Source organism: Klebsiella sp. H-Nf2 (assembly GCF_002806645.1).
Classification (GTDB): Bacteria; Pseudomonadota; Gammaproteobacteria; order Enterobacterales; family Enterobacteriaceae; genus Klebsiella; species Klebsiella variicola.
Genome location: NZ_PIBL01000001.1, coordinates 175,153 through 195,377, shown reverse-complemented (window position 1 = coordinate 195,377; position 20,225 = coordinate 175,153). Strand labels below are relative to the sequence as shown.

At 63.0% G+C, this 20,225-nt stretch carries 18 protein-coding genes; 10 read left to right on the top strand and 8 right to left on the bottom strand.

Annotation, left to right across the window (positions count from 1 at the left end):
* Positions 1–270: 270 nt before the first annotated feature.
* The 5 genes from astE to CWM58_RS00980 are packed head-to-tail and all read right to left on the bottom strand — an operon-like array spanning position 271 to position 6,294.
* On the bottom strand, positions 271–1,236 hold the full coding sequence (astE, locus tag CWM58_RS01000) for a succinylglutamate desuccinylase (RefSeq protein ID WP_100679991.1): 966 nt from the start codon (positions 1,234–1,236) through the stop codon (positions 271–273).
* 9 nt (positions 1,237–1,245) lie between these two features.
* Entirely contained in the window at positions 1,246–2,571 is a 1,326-nt protein-coding gene (astB, locus tag CWM58_RS00995; protein ID WP_100679990.1) for an N-succinylarginine dihydrolase, read from the bottom strand.
* On the bottom strand, positions 2,568–4,046 hold the full coding sequence (astD, locus tag CWM58_RS00990; protein ID WP_100679989.1) for a succinylglutamate-semialdehyde dehydrogenase: 1,479 nt from the start codon (positions 4,044–4,046) through the stop codon (positions 2,568–2,570). The genes astB and astD overlap by 4 nt, the downstream gene beginning before the upstream one ends.
* Positions 4,043–5,077 carry an arginine N-succinyltransferase gene (astA, locus tag CWM58_RS00985; RefSeq protein WP_100679988.1) on the bottom strand — a complete coding sequence of 345 codons (1,035 nt, stop codon included), beginning with the start codon at positions 5,075–5,077 and terminating at the stop codon, positions 4,043–4,045. The genes astD and astA overlap by 4 nt, the downstream gene beginning before the upstream one ends.
* On the bottom strand, positions 5,074–6,294 hold the full coding sequence (locus CWM58_RS00980; protein ID WP_100679987.1) for an aspartate aminotransferase family protein: 1,221 nt from the start codon (positions 6,292–6,294) through the stop codon (positions 5,074–5,076). The genes astA and CWM58_RS00980 overlap by 4 nt, the downstream gene beginning before the upstream one ends.
* A 438-nt stretch (positions 6,295–6,732) precedes the next feature.
* Here CWM58_RS00980 and xthA point away from each other — a divergent pair, with 438 nt between their 5' ends.
* The 8 genes from xthA (at position 6,733) to CWM58_RS00940 (ending at position 14,385) form a co-directional block, all read left to right on the top strand.
* Positions 6,733–7,539: an exodeoxyribonuclease III gene (xthA, locus tag CWM58_RS00975; protein ID WP_061154932.1), complete on the top strand. Its 807-nt coding sequence runs from the start codon at positions 6,733–6,735 to the stop codon at positions 7,537–7,539.
* 213 nt (positions 7,540–7,752) lie between these two features.
* Positions 7,753–8,409 carry a TVP38/TMEM64 family protein gene (locus CWM58_RS00970; RefSeq protein ID WP_100679986.1) on the top strand — a complete coding sequence of 219 codons (657 nt, stop codon included), beginning with the start codon at positions 7,753–7,755 and terminating at the stop codon, positions 8,407–8,409.
* The gene (locus CWM58_RS00965) at positions 8,396–9,106 is read left to right on the top strand and encodes a TVP38/TMEM64 family protein (RefSeq protein WP_061154934.1); all 711 of its coding nucleotides are present in this window, start codon (positions 8,396–8,398) and stop codon (positions 9,104–9,106) included. The genes CWM58_RS00970 and CWM58_RS00965 overlap by 14 nt, the downstream gene beginning before the upstream one ends.
* Positions 9,103–9,663, top strand: coding sequence for a carboxymuconolactone decarboxylase family protein (locus tag CWM58_RS00960; protein WP_100679985.1), 561 nt, complete (start codon positions 9,103–9,105; stop codon positions 9,661–9,663). The genes CWM58_RS00965 and CWM58_RS00960 overlap by 4 nt, the downstream gene beginning before the upstream one ends.
* 2 nt (positions 9,664–9,665) lie before the next feature.
* Positions 9,666–10,844 (top strand): ABC transporter substrate-binding protein, encoded by a 1,179-nt coding sequence (locus CWM58_RS00955; RefSeq protein ID WP_100679984.1) that lies wholly within the window; start codon positions 9,666–9,668, stop codon positions 10,842–10,844.
* Entirely contained in the window at positions 10,817–12,352 is a 1,536-nt protein-coding gene (locus tag CWM58_RS00950; protein ID WP_100679983.1) for an ABC transporter permease subunit, read from the top strand. Before CWM58_RS00955 ends, CWM58_RS00950 begins: the two co-directional genes overlap by 28 nt.
* The gene (locus CWM58_RS00945) at positions 12,352–12,984 is read left to right on the top strand and encodes an ATP-binding cassette domain-containing protein (protein ID WP_100679982.1); all 633 of its coding nucleotides are present in this window, start codon (positions 12,352–12,354) and stop codon (positions 12,982–12,984) included. The genes CWM58_RS00950 and CWM58_RS00945 overlap by 1 nt, the downstream gene beginning before the upstream one ends.
* Positions 12,985–13,077: 93 nt before the next feature.
* Positions 13,078–14,385, top strand: a complete 1,308-nt coding sequence (locus CWM58_RS00940) for a sulfurtransferase (RefSeq protein WP_100679981.1) — start codon at positions 13,078–13,080, stop codon at positions 14,383–14,385.
* A 51-nt stretch (positions 14,386–14,436) separates the two neighbouring features.
* Here the strand turns inward: CWM58_RS00940 and CWM58_RS00935 are convergent, their stop codons facing one another.
* The gene (locus CWM58_RS00935) at positions 14,437–15,060 is read right to left on the bottom strand and encodes a CDP-alcohol phosphatidyltransferase family protein (RefSeq protein ID WP_040975813.1); all 624 of its coding nucleotides are present in this window, start codon (positions 15,058–15,060) and stop codon (positions 14,437–14,439) included.
* 86 nt (positions 15,061–15,146) lie between these two features.
* Here CWM58_RS00935 and CWM58_RS00930 point away from each other — a divergent pair, with 86 nt between their 5' ends.
* Both CWM58_RS00930 and gdhA read left to right on the top strand, forming a co-directional pair.
* The gene (locus tag CWM58_RS00930) at positions 15,147–15,557 is read left to right on the top strand and encodes a pyrimidine (deoxy)nucleoside triphosphate diphosphatase (RefSeq protein ID WP_100680557.1); all 411 of its coding nucleotides are present in this window, start codon (positions 15,147–15,149) and stop codon (positions 15,555–15,557) included.
* Between the two features lie 182 nt (positions 15,558–15,739).
* On the top strand, positions 15,740–17,083 hold the full coding sequence (gene gdhA, locus CWM58_RS00925) for an NADP-specific glutamate dehydrogenase (protein ID WP_004176526.1): 1,344 nt from the start codon (positions 15,740–15,742) through the stop codon (positions 17,081–17,083).
* 43 nt (positions 17,084–17,126) lie between these two features.
* Here gdhA and CWM58_RS00920 read toward each other — a convergent pair whose 3' ends face one another.
* On the bottom strand, positions 17,127–18,107 hold the full coding sequence (locus CWM58_RS00920) for an NAD(P)H-quinone oxidoreductase (RefSeq protein ID WP_100679980.1): 981 nt from the start codon (positions 18,105–18,107) through the stop codon (positions 17,127–17,129).
* 171 nt (positions 18,108–18,278) lie between these two features.
* Complete coding sequence (locus CWM58_RS28995; RefSeq protein ID WP_061154942.1) at positions 18,279–20,225, bottom strand: DNA topoisomerase III; 1,947 nt, start codon at positions 20,223–20,225, stop codon at positions 18,279–18,281.

The window sequence follows — 20,225 nt, the reverse complement described above, 5'->3', positions numbered from 1 at the left end:
AATTAGTCAGAGCAAGAGTAAAACAATGAAAGTGTAAAAAACAGTTTCTCGCCAATTATGGAGAAAATAAGGAATTCTGACGAAGAATTGCAATGAAAAATAAATAACTTGCTGTTTTGCAGAGAAATTATGGAGAGTATAAAGGAGGGAAGATTAAAAACAAAGCATTTTACCAGGAATAATCTGCAAATTTACACTGGGGCACGAAAAAATAAGATGGCGAAAAAAGACGCGCGAAATAAAGCAGGCCGCCCGGCGGACGGCTTGCCCTCAGGATAATTTCTCCAGCATCAGGCCAGCGCGCAGCCCCTTCGCCACCGTCGGATTGGGAAACAGGACATACTCCGGCTCAGGCCCCACCACATACCGCGTCTCGCCCTCCTCCGCCAGCAGCGTGCCGGGTTCGAAGGGGGTGAAGTTCAGCGTCTGATCCGCCATATGCAAGCGGAAATCATCGCTATGGCGAGTGATCTGCTGTACCACCCGGTAGCGCAGCGGCGCCGGAGCATCGGCAATGGCCAGATCCCCCACCAGCAGCCGGGAAAGCGCTCCTTCGGCGGCGGCAAACTGCGTCAGATCGTTTTCACCCAACGGCAGCGCTTTGCCCAGCTCAAGGGTGCAGGCCAGCGCCGCGAACCGCTCGCAGCTGAAGTGGGTGAAGGTCCCGCCTGGCTGGCGGTGAAACACCAGCGCCTCCAGCCCGGCGCCGCCCAGCCAGTGAAGAAAATCCTCCTCCCACGGCGTATCGCGGGCCGGGAGCACGCCGAAGCACGGATGTAGCGACCCGCGGATCGCGGTATGCAGATCGAGGTGCCAACGCGGACCATCGTGGTCGCGATAGAAGCGGGCCACCGCCTGCTCCAGCCGCTGCGCCCGCTGCGTCTCCTCACTGGACGGAAACTGCCGCCAGCGCTCGCCAAACATCCGGTTCATATCGCTGTGCAGATAGCGCTTATTCGCCCGCAGCGCCGGTGGGTTGCCGACGATCACCAGCAGCCGCCAGCGCAGCGGGAGTGCCTCCCGGACCAGTCGCTGCACCAGGTGGTCGACAATCTCCACCGGCGCCGTTTCGTTGCCATGAATAGCGCAGGAGAGTACCAGCCCGCGCTCGCAGCGCGCATGCGGCGTCAGCTCGAGGATCCCCTCTCCCAACCAGTGCCAGCGAAAGTGAGCCGTCTCGCCGTGAAAATGGTGGGGCAAACGCCCCGCCAGGGTTAATGCCAGAAAGTGTTCCACCGCGCCCCCTTATTGCTGAAATGGATAAACCGAACCGAGGTGTAGGATCTGGGTCAACCGATCCAGCGCGTCACGCCCTTCCCGCAGCAGTTGCGGGTCGGCGAGATCGGCCTGGGTGAGACGATCGCGATAGTAGCGATCCACCCAGTCATTGAGGATGGCGAACAGCGTATCGTTCATCAGGACGTGCGGATTGACCGCCTGATACTCCTCGGCCGTCAACACCACCCGCAGGCGCAGGCACGCCGGACCGCCGCCGTTGGCCATACTCTCGCGCAGATCGAACACCTGTAGCGCGGCGATAGGGTTGTCCCCGGCCAGCAGCGCATTGAGGTATTCCCAGACGCCGGCATGCTCCTGCGCTTCGTGGGGCAGGATCAGCGCCATGCTACCATCCGCACGGCTCAACAGCTGGCTGTTGAACAGATAGGTGGCAACCGCCTCTGCCACCGTGACCCGACTGGCGGGGACCACCAGCGGCGTAAAGCCCGGCACCCGCTGCGCCAGTTGCTGGAGAAGCGCGGTCTGGTCGGCAAAAGCCTGTTCATGGCAGAACAGGACCTGACGATTGCTCACCGCGATGACATCATTATGAAAAACCCCCGTGTCGATCGCCGCCGGATGCTGGCGGGCGAAGATCAGCTGGCGAGGATTGACCTGATTGAGGCGCGCCACCGCCTGGCTGGCCTCAAGGGTTTGCCGCGCCGGATAGCGACACGGCGCCTCCTCGCTCCCCCGGCGGCGGCCATAGACAAAGAGCTGGACGCCAGGGGCGCCATACTCGCCGCCGAGACGATTATGGTTCGCCGCCCCTTCGTCGCCAAACCAGGCCGAGGCGGGCAGCGCCGGGTGGATGGCAAATCGCGTGCGGTCCGGGAAAATCGCCTGCAACAGCGCCTCTGTGGTCGGTGCTTCGCTGGCGCGGTGGAATTTATCCTGCAGATTCGCCACCGTCAGGTGCACCAGGCCATCCAGCGAATCGGCGGAGGGACAGACCGTCGCCGCGTTCGCCACCCACATCGCTGAAGCCGAACTCACCGCCGACAGCAGATCCGGATCCTGCTGCGCCGCCCGGGCCACCACCTGCTCATCGCTGCCGCTAAAGCCCAGCTGGCGCAAGAGCGGCACGTTCGGTCTCTCGTGCGGCGGGATCACCGCCTGCGGGTAGCCGGCGTCGGCGAGGGCTTTCATTTTTTTCAGCCCTTGCTTTGCCGCCAGCTGCGGGTTCGACACCCGGTGGCGATGCCGGGTGGAGGCCTCGTTGCCAAAGGAGAGCCCGGCGTAGTGGTGGGTCAGCCCGGGCAGACCGTCAAAGTTGACTTCACGGGCGGTCATGACGCCTCCCCGGCCAGAAAGTCGAGCCCCGGGTTCAGGCTGGTGGGCAGCGTCAGCGTCGGTGATTCAAGGCTGGCCATCGGCCAGGCACAATAATCGGCGGCATACCAGGCCCCCGGACGATGGTTACCAGACGCGCCGGTGCCGCCGAACGGCGCGGTACTCGCCGCCCCGGTCAGCGGTTTGTTCCAGTTAACTATCCCCGCCCGCGCTTCGAGCAGCAGTCGATCAAACTTCTCCCGTTCCGGAGAGATTAACCCGCAGGAGAGCCCGAAGCGGGTGGCGTTGGCTAAGGCAATTGCCTCCTCAAAAGTGTCGTAGCGCCAGACGCCAAGCAGCGGGCCAAACACCTCTTCATCTTCAACATTGGCCACGTCGCTCATGTCGACAATTCCCGGCGTCAGCAGCGACGTTCCGGCCTGCAATAAACGTGGCTCCAGCAGAGTGGCCGCGCCAGCAGCGACCCGCTGCAGCCAGGCCTGATGCACTTTCTGCGCGGCCTGCGCCGAGATAAGCCCGCCGAGAAACGGCTGCGGCTCGGCGTCCCACGCCGCCGGGATCAGCCGCTGGCTCACCGTCACCAGCCGGGAGAGGAAGGCATCGCCCGCCTCTCCGCGTCGGACCAGCAGACGGCGGGCGCAGGTGCAGCGCTGGCCCGCGGTAATAAGGGCGGACTGGATGGTCAGATGCACCGCGGCATCCACGTCCCGCGGATCGTCGACGATCAGCGGATTATTGCCGCCCATCTCCAGCGCGAGGATCTTCTGCGGCTGCCCGGCCAGCTGGCGATGCAGATGAAAACCGGTGGTTGAGCTGCCGGTAAACAGCAGCCCATCGATATCCGCCTGGCCGCTGAGCGCCTCGCCGGTTTCCCGACCGCCCTGCACCAGGTTGAGCACCCCGGCGGGCAGGCCGGCCTGCTGCCATAGTTTCACCACCGCTTCGCCGCTGCGCGGGGTGAGTTCGCTGGGTTTAAAGACCACGGTATTGCCCGCCAGCAGCGCCGGCACGATGTGCCCGTTCGGCAGATGGCCGGGAAAGTTATAGGGGCCAAACACCGCCAGCACGCCATGTGGCCGGTGACGCAGCGTGGCGGCGCCGTCGGGCAGATCGCTGTGCTGTTCGCCGGTGCGGACGTGGTAGGCCTTCACCGAGATCGCCACCTTGTTGATCATCGCCGTCACTTCCCCGGCCGCCTCCCAGCGTGGCTTTCCGGTCTCGGCGCCGATCATCGCCGTCAGCTCCGCCTTGCTGGCCTCCAGCAGGGCGGCAAACTTTTCAACGATCGCCTGACGGGCGGCAAACGGTAGCCGCGCCCAGGCCGGGAACGCCTGGCGGGCAGCCGCCACCGCCTCGGCAACCTGCCCGGCATCCGCCGCCTCGCCCTGCCAGACAACCTTCAGGTTAACCGGATCCTGTTTACTGAAACCTGGCCCACGGCCGGGCCGCCACTCGCCGTTAATCCACAGACTCATGCGGTTTTCTCCTCAGGGATCAGGCGCACCATGCGCACCTGGTCGCCGTCATGACACTTCAGCATATCCAGTTCGCGGGCGCTGAGGGTCAGGGTGTCGCCATCCGGGTCGGCATGCACCAGCAGAGCGCGGAACTGGTGATACTGTTCGTTCGCCACCAGGCACAGCGGCCAGTCACCGGGTGGGGTTTCACCGGCCTCGGTGGTCACCAGACGGCTTTTGCGGATCGCCCGCACCCGGTCGATGTCGCACTCCAGAGTCGGGCCGCCGTCGAAAATATCGATGTAGTTCAGGTAGCGGAACCCCTCTTTCTCCAGCACCGTCCGGGCTGGGGCGGTCTGCGGATGAACCTTGCCGATCACCGCCTGCGCCTCAGGGGAAAGGAAATCGATATACAGCGGATGCTTGGGCATCAGGGCGGCAATGAAAGCCTTCTGTCCGGTGCCGCACAGGTAGTCGGCGCGGGAAAACTCCATGGCGAAAAAGCGTTTGCCCAGGCTTTCCCAGAACGGCGAGTAACCCTGCTCATCAATCACCCCGCGCATCTCGGCGACCACCTTCTCATTAAATCGTTCGCGAAAGGCGGCCATAAATAAGAAGCGCGATTTCGACAGCAGATAGCCATTGCCCTCTTTGCGCCACTGCGGGTCGAGGAACAGGGTACACAGCTCACTGCTGCCGGTATGATCGTTGCTGAGAAACAGCGTCGGCAACGCCTGATAGACGTTGAGCTCCTTCGAGGCATGGACCTGGGTGCCGACCCGGTAGTTATACCAGGGATCGTTGAGCCCCACCGCCACCTCGATCGCGCAGATACCCACCACCGCGCCGCTTTCGCTCTCCTCCAGCACAAAGACATAGCCCTGCTCGCTTTTCGGTAGCTCGCCGCGCCAGGTCTGCTGCGAGCGGGCGATCCGCGCCGCGAGGGTCGCTTCATCCACCGGCAGCGAGGTCAGCCCGCCGCCGGTCTCCGCTGCCAGCTTCAGCAGCCCGGGCAAATCGCCCGGCTCCACCGGTCGAATAACCATCATGATGAGACTCCTGCCACGAAACGCGCGCAGGCCCGCTCGACGCGATCCAGCCCGCTATTCACCTCTTCTTCACTGACGTTCAGCGCCGGCGCAAAACGCACCACATTAGCGCCGGCGATCAGGATCATCACCCCCTCTTCCGCCGCCAGGTTACTGAGCGTTTTCGCCTTCCCGGCCCAGGCGTCATTCAGCACGCAGCCGAGCAGCAGTCCCAGGCCGCGGATCTCCTTGAACAGGCCATAGTGGGCGTTGATCGCCTGCAGACGTTCACAAAACCACTGGTGGCGCTGTCTGACGCCGGAGAGGACTTCCGGGGTGTTGACGATCGACAGCAGCTCGCCGGCCACCGCCCCGGCCAGCGGGTTGCCGCCGTAGGTGGTGCCGTGGGTGCCGACGGTCATCACGCTGGCGCAGGCCTCTGTCGCCAGCAGCGCGCCGATAGGGAAACCGCCGCCCAGCGCTTTGGCGGTGGTCAGCACATCGGGCGTCACGCCGTAGTGCATATAGGCATACAGCTCGCCGGTGCGCCCGACCCCGGTCTGCACTTCATCGAAAATCAGCAGAGCGTTGTGCTGGTCGCAAAGCTGGCGCAGGCCGCGTAAAAATTCGCCGCTGGCCGGCACCACGCCCCCTTCGCCCTGCACCGGCTCGACGATCACCGCGCAGGTCTGGTCATTGATTAAGGCCTTTGCCGAGTCGAGATCGTTAAACACCGCATGCTGGATCTGTGGCGGCAGCGGGGCGAAATCCCGGGAATAGGCCGGCTGACCGCCCGCCGAGACGGTGAACAGGGTCCGCCCGTGGAAAGCGTTCTGAAAGGCGACGATGCCGCTTTTCTCGCTGCCAAAGCGATCGTGGGCATATTTACGCGCCAGCTTGAGCGCCGCCTCATTGGCCTCAGCGCCGGAGTTACAGAAGAAGACCCGGTCGGCGAAGGTGGCATCGATAAGCATTTTGGCCAGACGCAGGATCGGCTCATTGGTGTAGCCGTTGCCGGTATGCCAGAATTTGCCGGCCTGGTCGGTCAGGGCTTGCACCAGACGCGGATGGGCGTGCCCGAGCGCGTTCACGGCGATGCCGCCGGCAAAATCGATATACTCTTTGCCCTGCTGATCCCACAGCCGCGACCCGGCGCCCCGCACCGGAATAAACGCCGCTGGCGCGTAGACCGGCATCATCCATTCATCAAAGTGGTTACGCGTAATTGACTGAGACATATCGACCTCTTCCGGTAAATTAAAAGTAGCAATAATGTTAATAAATATGAGTTATTACGCTGTAAATGTAGATTGCACGGTTCGTGCCAGCCAGCGATAAAAATGCATAAACCGGATGAGATAACGCAAAATCAAGGAGTTACAACCGAATGCTATTCACATAAAATGCATATATAGTGAATAAGTATCCGACAAAGGGGGATAAACAGTGATTAAAGAAGATAAGTTATGCAATGGTAAGATATAATTCTGTAATTGTGATCCTCTGCGAAATTTATCGTAACTATTTGCCCTTTTTTGGCGCGGCATGCCCGCAAAAGGGGCACCCACGGCACGCTCATGCGCAGCGATTGGCAGAATGACGCATCCGGTGGCAGCCAGCCTGGCGAATTTCTGCTACCATCCATGCACTATTCACCTTGCACAGTGGCAGCGACTATGAAATTCGTCTCTTTTAATATCAACGGCCTGCGCGCCCGCCCACACCAACTGGCCGCCATCGTCGAAAAACACCAGCCGGACGTGATTGGCCTGCAGGAAACCAAAGTTCACGACGATATGTTCCCTCTCGAAGAGGTCGCCAAACTCGGCTATAACGTCTTTTATCATGGACAAAAAGGCCATTATGGCGTCGCGCTACTGACCAAAGACACGCCGATTGCCGTCCGCCGCGGCTTTCCCGGCGATGGCGAAGAGGCTCAGCGCCGCATCATCATGGCGGAGATCCCGTCGCCTTTCGGCAACGTCACGGTGATTAACGGTTATTTCCCGCAGGGTGAGAGCCGTGATCATGAAACCAAATTCCCGGCCAAAGCGGCGTTCTATCAGAATCTGCAGAACTATCTGGAGACCGAACTCAACAAAGAGAATCCGGTGCTGATCATGGGCGATATGAACATCAGTCCCACCGATCTCGATATCGGTATCGGTGAAGAGAACCGCAAACGCTGGCTGCGCACCGGCAAATGTTCCTTCCTGCCGGAAGAGCGGGAATGGATGGATCGCCTGCTGGGCTGGGGCCTGGTGGATACCTGGCGTCAGGCTAACCCGGACAATCAGGAGCACTTCTCGTGGTTTGATTATCGCTCCAAAGGCTTCGATGATAACCGCGGGCTGCGCATTGACCTGCTGCTGGCCAGCCAGCCTCTGGCGCAGCGCTGCGTGGAGACCGGGATCGATTATGAGATCCGTGGGATGGAAAAACCGTCCGACCACGCGCCGGTGTGGGCCACCTTCCGGTCATAATTCACGCCCTTCTCTCGCCTCCCGCTGTGCGGGGGGCAGAATTTCCTGAGCAAAATCAACAAAGCGACGGTAAACCATTGTGACCGTCGTCTGAACAGGATACTGTCGCGCGCACTTTTTGATGTCCACCGCGTCCAGGCTGTACAGGAGAACCCCTCATGCAAAAGAAGCCATCATCCGGCCATTGGTAAAGGGCTGGGACTTCTCGCGCTGGTGGCCACGCTGGCCGTGATCAGCCATCGCGTCGGTCTCCACGATCTGCTGACTCACCTGCATCTGCTTCAGGACACCCTGCGCCATCATGGCGCCTGGGGATATCTGGTCTATGTTGCGCTATTTATCATTGCCACCCTTTGTCTCATCCCCGGCAGCCTGCTGGTGATCGCCGGCGGGATGCTCTTTGGCCCGCTGACAGGCTCCCTGCTCTCGTTTGCCGCCGCTACCCTCGCCTCTGCGTTGTCGTTTTTAATCGCCCGCTGGCTTGGGCGCGATCTGCTACAGCGCTATGTGGGCCATACCGCCGTCTTCCAGGCGATTGAGCGCGGTATCGCCCGCAGCGGCTGCGATTTCCTGATCCTCACCCGCCTGGTGCCGCTCTTTCCCTACAACATTCAGAATTACGCCTACGGCCTGACGGCGATCCCTTTCTGGCCCTTTACCCTGATCTCCGCCGTGACCACCCTGCCAGGTCTGGTCATCTATTCAGTCATGGCCAGCGAACTGGCCCGCGAGGGGGTGACCCTCGCCTTCGCGCTCAAACTGAGCCTCGCCGGCGGGCTGTTGTTTGCCCTGGTACAGATAGGCAAACGGTTTGCCCGCGCCCGCCGTGTGGCAACGCCCGGCGAGGAGGTTCGCCATGACCCAACCTGATCGCCGTCACCTGCGCCGCGCCCGGCTGGCCCTTGCGGTGGTGGCCGTCGCCGGGCTGGCCGCCTGGTGGTGGTTACCCGGCGGGCGTGCCTTTCTGCAGCAGAGTCTGACGGCGTTAGCGTCGCTGGATCCGCAGCATGTCAGAGGGTTTATCGCTGCCTGGGGGCCGCAGGCCGCGCTGGTCTCTTTTGCGCTGATGATCCTCCAGGCGATCGTCGCTCCGCTGCCGGCTTTCCTGATTACCCTGGCGAACGCTGCCCTGTTCGGCGCCTTCTGGGGCGGGGCGCTGTCGTGGTTCAGCGCCATGGTCGGGGCCGGGCTCTGCTTCTGCATCGCCAGAGCGCTGGGGCGCGAAGTGGTGGAAAAACTCACCGGCCGCGCGGTGCTGCGCAGCGTCGACGGCTATTTCACCCGCTTTGGCCCGCAGACGATCCTGGTCTGCCGCCTGCTGCCGTTTGTCCCGTTTGACCCGGTCAGCTATGCCGCCGGACTGACCTCGCTGCGCTTCTGGCCTTTTATGCTGGCCACCGGCGTGGGCCAGCTGCCGGCGACCATTGTCTATTCCTGGGCCGGGAGTCTCCTCACCGGGGGCACCTTCTGGCTGGCCACCGGGCTTTCGCTGCTTTTTGCCCTGGCGGTAGTCATCTCCATCGCCAAAAATATTTACCGTGAACGTCATAAGAGATCCTCGCCATGAGCTTACCCCCGCTGGATTCTGTCCCCCTGATCCTTCGTCCGCAGGCCTGGCTGCACCGCCGGCATTACGGCCAGGTGCTGAGCCCCATTCGCTGGTGGGGACGGATCCCATGGCTGTTTTACCTGGTTTCGCTGTTCGTGGGCTACATTGAACGCCGCCGCTCGCCGCTGGATCCGGTGCTGCGCTCGCTGGTCAGCGCCCGCATCGCCCAGCTGTGCCACTGCGAATTTTGTATCGATATCACCAGCATGACCCTCGCGGCGCGGAGCGGGAGCCAGGACAAGCTGCTGGCGGTCGCCGACTGGCGCAGCAGTACGCTGTTCAACGACAAAGAGCGTCTGGCGCTGGCCTATGCCGAAGCCGCCACCCAGACGCCCCCGGCAGTGGATGATGCCCTGCGCAGCACGCTGGCCGCGCACTTTGACGCCAGGGCGCTCACCGAGCTGACTGCCCTGATTGGCCTGCAAAATTTATCGGCGCGGTTCAATGCCGCGATGGCTATCCCGGCCCAGGGGTTGTGTCAGATGCCCACCTCTTCCTCGCAGAATAAGGAGTAACGATGCGCCGTTTGCGTGATTACAGCCTCTGTCTGTGCCTGCTGCTGCTCTGGCCGCTGGCGGTTAATGCCGACGACAGCTGGCGACAGATCCAGACGGATGCCCGCGGGCAGACCGTCTGGTTTAACGCCTGGGGCGGCGACCCGGCCGTCAACCGCTATCTGGCGTGGGTCAGCGAGGAGGTCAAACGCCACTACGCGATCGACCTGCGTATTGTCCCCATCGCCGACGCCGCCGACGCAGTGAAACGTATCCAGAGCGAGGCGCAGGCTGGCCGTCAGCGGGGCGGATCAATAGATTTGCTGTGGATCAACGGCGAAAACTTTCGCACGCTTAAGCAGGCCAACCTGCTGCTTACCGGCTGGGCAGGAACGCTGCCCAACTGGCGCTACGTCGATCTGCAAAAACCAGTTCGGGAAGATTTTTCTGTCGCCACCGACGGTGCCGAGTCGCCGTGGGGCAGCGCCCAGCTGACGTTTATCGCCCGCCGCGGGCAAACCCCGCAGCCGCCCACCAGCCCACAGGCGCTGCTGGCCTTCGCCAGAGCCCATCCCGGCAGCGTGACCTATCCGCGGCCGCCGGACTTCACTGGCACCGCCCTGCTGGAGCAACTGTTGATTGCCCTCACCGACCAGCCAGCCGCCCTGCGCCAGCCGCCGCAGGCGGCGACCTTCGCGGCGGTCACGGCCCCGCTGTGGCGCTATCTTGATGAGCTACACCCGGCCCTGTGGCGGGCGGGCAAGGATTTCCCGGCGTCGCCGGCCCGCATGGATGCCATGCTCAACAATGGCACCCTCCGCTTATCGCTCACGTTTAACCCGCTGCACGCCCGGCAGAAAGCCGCCAGCGGCGAATTACCGACGGACAGCTACAGCTTCGGCTTTACCGCGGGGACCCTCGGCAACGTCCATTTCGTTACCATCCCGGCTAACGCCCGCGCCGTCGCTGGCGCCAAAGTAGTGGCCAATTTCCTGCTCTCGCCTGAAGCGCAGCTGCGCAAGGCCGATGCCGCCGTCTGGGGCGATCCGAGCGTACTGGATCCACAGCGTCTGCCTGACGGCCAGCGCCAGGCGCTGGCGGCTGCCGTGCCGCAGGATCTGCCGCCGGTGCTTGCCGAGCCGCATGCGGCGTGGGTTGACGCGCTGGAGCAGGAATGGCTGCGTCGCTACGGTACCCACTGATCCTGCTGGCCTGGGGGGCGATGGCGGCGATCTATCTGCCGTTGCTCCCCGCCGCCGGGGGACTGGTGGGCGCTGCGCGCTCCCCGGCCCACTGGCGGGCGCTGTTCGCCGACCCGCAGCTGGGTCAGGCGCTGGCCGCCACGCTCGTTTCGACGCTGCTGTCCGTCGGCGGCGCGCTGCTGATCGCCCTGACCGTCGTCGCTGCCCTCTGGCCCTCGGTCCGCTGGCGGCGGCTGGCTTCCCGTCTGCCGCTGCTGCTGGCGGTACCCCATCTTGCCCTGGCGACGGCGGCGCTGCTACTGTTCGCCGAAGGGGGTTGGATCTGGCAGTGGCTGCCGCTTCTGACGCCGCCGGTTGACCGGTATGGCATCGGACTTGGCCTGACGATGGCCCTGAAAGAGAGCGCCTTTGTGCTGTGGGTGATCTATGGCCTGCTGGGGGAGAAACGCCTCGCCGACCAGGCGACAGCGATGAAGAGCCTCGGCTACGGCCGCTGGCAGTGCCTGCGCTGGCTGGTGCTGCCAGCGCTGCTGCCCGCCCTCGGTATGGTGCTGCTGGCCACCACCGCCTGGAGTCTGTCGGCGGTCGATGTCGCCCTGGTGCTGGGGCCCGGCAATCCGCCCACTCTCGCCGTGCTGGCGTGGCAGTGGTTAAGCCAGGGCGATGACCTGCAGCAGGCCAAAGGGGCGCTGGCCAGCCTGCTGCTGATGGCGGTTCTTGGCGGACTGGCGCTGCTGGCATGGGGGGGTTGGCGTCTACAGCGCCAGTATCAGCCCGATCTGCGCGGTGTTCGTCATCCTCATCCTCATGCCCTGCCCGGCCGCCTGCTGGCGACGCTGCTGCCGCTGAGCGGTCTGCTGGGCGCCCTGTTGCTGGCGGGGCTGGCGCGCTCGGCGCCGCCGCAGATGGATGCCCTGGGCAACAGCCTTGGCCTGGCGCTGACGGCCTGCGCCCTCGGCGCGGCTGTCTGCCTGCTGTGGCTGGCCTGTGGTCCGGCACGAGGGGATGGCTGGGTCTGGCTGCCGCTGGTCCTGCCGGCCCTGCCGCTGGCCGCTGGCCAGTACCGGCTGGCGCTGTATGCCTGGCTTGATGGCGAATGGTGGACCGTCCTGTGGGGCCATCTGCTGTGGGTGGTGCCATGGATGCTGTTTATTTTGCGCCCGGCCTGGCGACAACGCGACCCGCGGATGGCGATTATCGCCCGCACGCTCGGCTGGGGGCCCATGCGTATTTTCTGGCTGCTGACCCTGCCCTCGCTGACCCGCCCGCTGCTGACCGCGCTGGCGGTGGGCTTTTCCGTGAGCATCGCGCAGTATCTGCCGACGCTATGGCTGGGGGCTGGCCGAATTCCGACGCTCACCAGCCAGGCGGTGGCGCTCAGCAGCGGTGGCGAGGCGCAGACGCTCGCCGCCCAGGCGCTGTGGCAATTACTGCTGCCGGCGGTATGCTTTACCCTGACGGCCCTGCTGGCCTGGCTGGCGGGCCGCTATCGACGAGGACTTCGCTAGTGCTAACCGTAAACCATCTGACCCTGAGCGTGAAACGCCAGCCGCTGCTGCGGGAGGTCGCCTTTTCGGTAGCCCCGGGTGAGGTGCTGACGCTGATGGGCCCTTCCGGCAGCGGAAAATCGACGCTGTTTGCGTGGATGATTGGCGCCCTGGACGGCGATTTCCGCGCCGTGGGCGAGCTGTGGCTCAATGGACGGCGCTGCGATACGCTGCCGACGGAGCATCGACGCATCGGCATCCTGTTTCAGGACCCGCTACTGTTCGACCATTTCAGCGTCGGGCAAAATTTACAGCTGGCGCTGCCGGAGAGCGTGCGCGGCGAGGCGCGAAAAGCCGCGGTGGAGCAAGCGCTCAGCCGCGCCGGGCTGCATGGCTTCGCCCCACGCGATCCGGCCACACTCTCCGGGGGACAGCGGGCGCGGGTGAGCCTGCTGCGCGCGCTGCTGGCGCGCCCCGAGGCACTGCTGCTCGATGAGCCCTTCAGCCGCCTGGATGTCCCTCTGCGCGCCGCGTTCCGCCGCTGGGTCTTCGAGGAACTGGCCCGCCAGGCCATTCCGGCAATCCTCGTCACCCACGATCGCGGGGACGGTCCGCCGACAGGGCGCTGCCTGGCGATGGAGACCTGGCAATGAAGAGCAATAGCGTACAAACCTGCGTTACCGCAAAGAAATCGGCGCCTGGCGAGCGGAGAATACGCCCTCCACTTTTTACCGTCGGGCATTTCGATGAAACGTGTTTCTCAATTGACCGCACTCGCCCTGCTCATGGGGCTTGCTGCTTCCACCACCTGCGCCGCTGAAACCATGCCAGCGCTCACCTTATCTCATCTGCAACAGCAGCACGGCGTGGCCATCGATACCCGGCTGAGCGCTTATTACAACGGCTGGCCGCAGCGCGCCAACGGCCCCGAAGGTCATGAGCCGCAGGCCCTTAATCTTTCCGCCCGCTGGCTCGGCGCCATGAGCGACGATCAGCTCCGCGCCTGGGCTAAGCAGCACCAGCTCCAGCCGGATACCCCCGTCGCGCTGTACGGCAGTCCGGAGGATAACGCCAGCGTGGCGGCACGACTGAAACAAGCGGGCTTCACCCGGCTCAGCACGCTGAGCGATGCGCTGAGCCAGACCGACCGCCTGCAAAAGCTGCCGCACTTTGAACAGCTGGTCTACCCCCAGTGGCTGCACGACCTGCAGCAGGGAAAACGCGTAGCCGCCGCCCCGACCGGCGACTGGAAAGTGTTCGAAGCCGCGTGGGGAGCGCCGAAACTCTATCTGCTGAGCCATATCCCTGGCGCGGGCTATATCGATACCAATGAGGTGGAAAGCGAACCGCTGTGGAATAAAGTGTCCGACGCACAGCTGAAAGCGATGCTGGCGAAGCACGGCATCCGGCATGACACCACGGTGATCCTCTACGGTCGCGACGTCTACGCCGCAGCGCGGGTGGCGCAGATCATGCTGTACGCCGGGGTCAAAGACGTGCGCCTGCTTGACGGCGGCTGGCAGACCTGGTCCGACGCCGGGCTGCCGGTCGAGCGCGGCATGCCGCCGGCGCAGCAGCCGGCGCAGGACTTCGGCGCGCCGATCCCCGGCCAGCCGCAGCTGATGCTGGATACCGAACAAGCCCGCGGGCTGCTGCATCGTCAGGACGCCTCGCTGGTCAGCGTCCGCTCGTGGCCGGAGTTTATCGGCACCACCAGCGGCTACAGCTATATCAAGCCGAAGGGTGACATCGCTGGCGCCCGCTGGGGCCACGCCGGGAGCGACTCCACGCACATGGAGGATTTCCATAACCCGGACGGCACCATGCGCAGCGCCGACGATATCGCTGCCCTGTGGCACCAGTGGAACATTCTGCCGAGCCAGCAAGTGGCGTTCTATTGCGGGACCGGCTGGCGGGCCTCGGAAACCTTTATGTATGCCCGCGCCATGGGCTGGCCGCACGTCGCGGTGTACGACGGCGGCTGGTACGAATGGAGCAGCAACCCGCACAATCCGGTCGCCCGCGGAGAGCGTGGCCCGGAAAGCAGTCAGTAACTCGCCCCGCCTCAGCGCGTCGCCCTTTGTCGGCGACGCGCGATACCCCGTTTACGCTGTGGTCGTCACCCGCTTTAAGGTCTGGTAGCCACTGCAGATGCGCGTCGCCGTCGTCAGCCAGCACAGCGCGCCAAACAGCCACGCCAGCCAGGCGAAATGCGCCGGAAACAGGCAGCCGAGGACAAACAACAGGATGGTCTCCGTCCCCTCCGTCAGGCCCCCAAGATAGTACAGCGATTTATGGGCGTAGCCGGGATTGGCGATCTGATGCCTGGCCGCCAGTGCGGCAAAGGCGAGAAAGCTGCTGCCGGTGCCGATAAAGGCAAACAGCAGCCAGGCCCCCGCCAGGGCATTGTTCAGCGGATCTGCCAGAATAAAGCCGAACGGCACCAGGGCGTAGAAGAGAAAATCCAGTGCGATATCGAGAAAGCCCCCCGCGTCCGTGAGCCCGCGCCGCCGCGCCAGAGCGCCGTCCAGACCATCCAGCAGGCGGTTGAGGAGAATAGCGACCAGCGCCGCGCTATACCACCCCAGCGCCAGAAAGGGCAGAGCCAGCACACCGATGGCAAAACCGAGCAGCGTCAGCCCGTCCGGTGAAATACCCGGGCGGTCAAGCGCGCCGGCGACAGCGTTAAGCAGGGGTTTGAGGCGCGGATGCAGGTGGCTATCAAGCACGGAGGTCTCCAGCAGGGTTGGCGGTTGTCAGTCAAGGTCTATGGCGGTGATAATAGGCCAGATTCGTCCTATTAACGTTGATGCTTATGCTAAAAATGATTGATGTTGTCGCGGCCATTATTGAACAGGATGGCAAGATTTTGCTGGCGCAGCGTCCACCCCACGCCGACCAGCCGGGGATGTGGGAGTTCGCTGGCGGCAAAGTGGAGCCTGGTGAAAGCCAGCCACAGGCGCTGGCCCGCGAGCTACAGGAGGAGATGGGCATCATCGCCCACCCGACATGCTATATCGCCAGCCATCAGCGGGAAGTCTCCGGTCGCCAGATCCATTTGCACGCCTGGTGGGTGCCGCACTTTCAGGGCATACCGCTGGCCCACTATCATAGTCAGCTGCGCTGGTGCCTTCCCACAGAAGCGCTGGCCCTCGATCTCGCCCCGGCCGATATCCCTCTACTGCGCGCCTTTATTGCCCAGCGTCCCACCCTTTCCGTCCGCTGATCCGCCCGCCGCCTCGTCATCGCTTTTAGTTATGACGGGCGGCCAATTATAAATTTTGTTGTCGGCTTAATTTTTCCTTGCTTGCCTAAGGATTAGCGGTGTTATAGTCGGAAAATCGGTTTTTTCAAGGACCGAATCATAATAAATACATGCAACCACAACCATAAGGGGACCTTATATCTATGGATCAGACGTGCACTCTGGAAGGCTTTCTCACCCGCGTTCAACAGCGCGATCCTCATCAAACCGAATTTGCTCAAGCCGTCCGGGAGGTGATGACCACCCTGTGGCCTTTCCTTGAGGAAAATCCGCGCTATCGTCAGCTTGCTTTGCTGGAACGTCTGGTGGAACCGGAGCGCGTGATCCAGTTCCGCGTAGTGTGGGTTGATGACCGCAATCAGGTCCAGGTCAACCGCGCATGGCGTGTGCAGTTCAACTCGGCCATCGGCCCGTATAAAGGCGGGATGCGTTTCCATCCGTCGGTTAACCTGTCGATTCTCAAATTCCTTGGCTTCGAGCAGACCTTCAAAAACGCCCTGACCACCCTGCCGATGGGCGGCGGGAAAGGCGGCAGCGATTTCGATCCTAAAGGCAAGAGCGATGGCGAAGTGATGCGCTTCTGCCAGGCGCTGATGACCGAGCTTTATCGCCACCTTGGCCCGGATACCGACGTACCGGCGGGCGATATCGGCGTCGGCGGCCGCGAGGTCGGCTTTATGGCCGGGATGATGCGCAAGCTCTCCAACAACAGCGCCTGCGTCTTCACCGGTAAAGGCCTTTCCTTTGGCGGCAGCCTGATCCGTCCGGAAGCCACCGGTTACGGCCTGATCTACTTCACCGAAGCGATGCTCAAACGTCACGGCCTCGGCTTCGAAGGCGCTCGCGTGGCGGTTTCCGGCTCCGGCAACGTCGCGCAATACGCCATTGAGAAAGCGATGGAGCTTGGCGCGCGGGTGGTCACGGCCTCCGACTCCAATGGCACCGTCGTTGACGAAGCGGGCTTCACCAAAGAAAAACTGGCCCGCCTGATCGACATTAAAGAGCGTGCCCATGGCCGCGTGGCCGACTACGCCCGCGAATTTGGCCTCACCTATCTTGAAGGCCAGCAGCCGTGGTCAGTGCCGGTGGATATCGCCCTGCCTTGCGCGACCCAGAATGAACTGGACGTCGATGCCGCCCGCCAGCTGATTGCCAATGGCGTCAAGGCCGTGGCGGAAGGCGCCAACATGCCGACCACCATCGCCGCAACCGACCTGTTCCTGGAAGCTGGCGTGCTGTTTGCCCCGGGCAAAGCGGCCAACGCCGGCGGCGTGGCGACTTCCGGTCTGGAGATGGCGCAGAACGCCGCGCGCATGGGCTGGAAAGCGGAAAAAGTGGATGCCCGTCTGCATCACATCATGCTGGATATCCACCACGCTTGCGTGCAGTACGGCGGCGAAGCGAAGCAGACCAACTACGTGCGCGGCGCGAATATCGCCGGTTTCGTGAAGGTCGCGGATGCCATGCTGGCCCAGGGCGTGATTTAACCTCCCCTGACTCCATCCCGGCGGCTGCCCGCCGGGATGCGTCTCACGACGTCATCGTGATCACCACTTTCCCCAGATGCTGACCACTGTCCAGACAGGCATGGGCCTCGGCAACCTCCGCCATCGGATAGCTGGCGTAGATCATCGGCTTGCATTTCCCTGCCTCAAGCAGCGGCCAGACGTGGCGCCGCAGCGCCTCGGCAATCTCCTGTTTCTCCGCCGCCGTCCGGCCGCGCATGGTTGAGCCGGTGACGGTGGCTCGCTTGAGCATCAGGGTCTGAATATCAACCTCATGAGCGATTCGTCCGCCCATAAAGCCGATGATCACCAGCCGTCCATCCTTTTTCAGTAGCCCAAGGTTGCGGTTAAAGTAAGGGCCGCCAACGATATCCAGAATGACATCCACGCCTTCATCATAGGTCAGCTGGCCGATTTTCTCCGCAAAATCATCGGTTTTGTAGTTAATCGCCGTAGCATAGGGACGGAGGGCAGCGATTTTTTCGTCCTGGCCGACGGTGGCATAGACGGTCATCCCCAGCGCGTGGCACAGCAGGACCGCGGTGGTGCCAATCCCGCTGGCGCCGCCGTGGATCAGGATGCTTTCGCCAGGCTGCAGCTTACCCAGCTGGAATACGTTCGCCCAGACGGTGAAGAACGTTTCCGGAATGGCGGCCGCTTCGGTAAAGCTCAGACCCGCCGGGATCGGCAGCGTCTGGCCTGCCGGCACGGCGCAGTATTCGGCATAGCCGCCACCGTTGGTTAGCGCACAAACGCGATCGCCGGGCGTAAACGCTGTGACCAGCGCGCCGACCTCAACGACTACGCCCGCCACCTCCAGGCCAGGTACGGGAGTGACGCCCGTGGGCATAGGGTACAGCCCCTGGCGCTGCAGGATATCCGGCCGGTTGACGCCGGCGGCCTTCACCGCAATGAGCACCTCATTCTCCCCAATAGCAGGGATTTCTCCTTCGCGGATCTGCAATACCTCCGGGCCGCCCGGTTGGCTAATAGCGATATATTTCACGGGTCCTCCTTATCGCCGGTGAGAGAAATGAGCAACAATATCGGGAAGCGCGAAGACGCATTCAGGGGGAAAAGTCGTCAAGCCCTGCCCGGCTGTTTAGTGTAGACCATTGACCTGGCTGGCGGAGAAGCGGTGGCCGCGGGGATTTACATCCTCGCGACCACCGGCGGGTTACTGCGGCGGCGGCGCAGCATCGTCTGCTGCTTTTTTCCCTTTCGGCTTGCCTTTACCTTTAGTGAACGATTTTTTCGCCCCGGCTGGCGCGGCCAGGCCGCGGAACTGACGCACTGGCGTGCTCCGCGCCTGATCGATCAGCTGGAACAGCGTCCCCACCAGCGGCTGCATAAAGTCCTGATAGCGGCACTGCTTTTCGCTGATCTGCGTCAGGACCGATTCCCAGTGGGCGGTCATATCCGGGCGCGCGGCCATCTCCGGCAGGGAGTGAATCAGCGCCCGGCCAGCGTCCGATGAGTGGATATAACGCCCCTTTTTGGTCAGGAAACCACGCTTGAACAGCAGCTCGATAATCCCGGCGCGGGTCGCTTCTGTGCCGAGACCGTCGGTGGCGCGGAGGATCTTCTTCAGATCTTTATCCTGCACGAAACGGGCAATCCCGGTCATCGCCGACAGCAGCGTGGCGTCGGTAAAGTGGCGCGGCGGCTGCGTCTGACGCTCCACCACTTCGCCCTTCTCGCACAGCAGTTCATCGTCTTTGGCCACCACCGGCAGCGGCGTGCCGTCGTTCTCTTCATCGCGCTCTTTGCTGCCCAGCAGCGTCCGCCAGCCAGCCTCTGCCAGAAAACGCGCCTTGGCGACAAACTTACCGTTAGCGATCTCGAGGTCAATCTGGCATTTGCGGAACACCGCGTCCGGGCAGAACTGCATCAGATACTGCCGGGCGATCAGGTGGTAAACCTTCGCTTCGTTATCGGTGAGCTTGACCTGGCTGCTGCGGGCGGTCGGGATAATCGCATGGTGCGCATCGACCTTTTTATCATCCCAGCAGCGGTTGCGGATCTCCGGATCCATCACTGGCTGCGGCAGCAGGTCCGCCGCATGGACAGCAATCGCATTCAGCACCGCATGGCGGCCGGCGAAGTGCTCTTCCGGCAGGTAGCGGCTGTCCGAACGCGGGTAGGTAATGAGCTTATGGGTTTCGTACAGCTTCTGGCAGATATCCAGCACGTTCTGCGCGCTGAAGCCGAAACGTTTGGCCGCCTCAATCTGCAGCGCCGACAGCGAGAACGGCAGCGGTGCGGGTTCGGAATCGCGCTTATCGTTATAGCCGGTCACCAGCGCCGGCTGGCCTTCGATACGCTTAACCACGTGCTCGGCCAGCGGACGATGCAGCAGACGCCCTTCTTCATCCTGGTAAGGTTCGCAGGCTTCGCTCGGCACCCAGGTGGCGACAAAGCGCTCTTCCTGCGGCGTGACGATATGCGCCTTCACGTCGAAGAAGTCTTTGGCGACGAAGTTTTCAATCTCTTCATCGCGGCGTACCACCAGGCCAAGTACCGGGGTCTGCACCCGCCCTACGGAGAGCACCCCCTGATAGCCGGCGTTACGCCCCAGCAGGGTGTAGGCCCGGGTCATATTGATGCCGTACAGCCAGTCGGCGCGCGCCCGCGCCAGCGCCGACACGCAGAGCGGCACGAACTCGCTATTGGCGCGCAGGCGGTTGATCGCCCGCTCCACCGCCTGCGGGTTGAGATCGTTAATCAGACAGCGCTGCACCTGCTGACGCTTCTCCGGCGCCAGCTGCAGGTAATCGAGCACTTCGTCTACCAGCAACTGCCCTTCTCTGTCCGGGTCGCCGGCATGGATAACTTGCTCGGCGTCGCCGAGCAAGCGCTTGATCACATTGAGCTGTTTGGTGACCGAGGGTTTGGGCTGTAGCTGCCATTTCTCCGGCACAATCGGCAGATCGGTGAGATTCCAGCGGGCATAGCGGCTGTCATAGACGTCCGGCTGCGCCTGTTCCAGCAGGTGGCCGATACACCAGGTGACCACCTGCCCGTTGCCGCACTCAATATAGCCATCGCCTTTGCGGTGCGGTTTAGGCAACACATCGGCGATAGCCCGACCGAGACTCGGTTTTTCTGCAATAAACAACCGCAT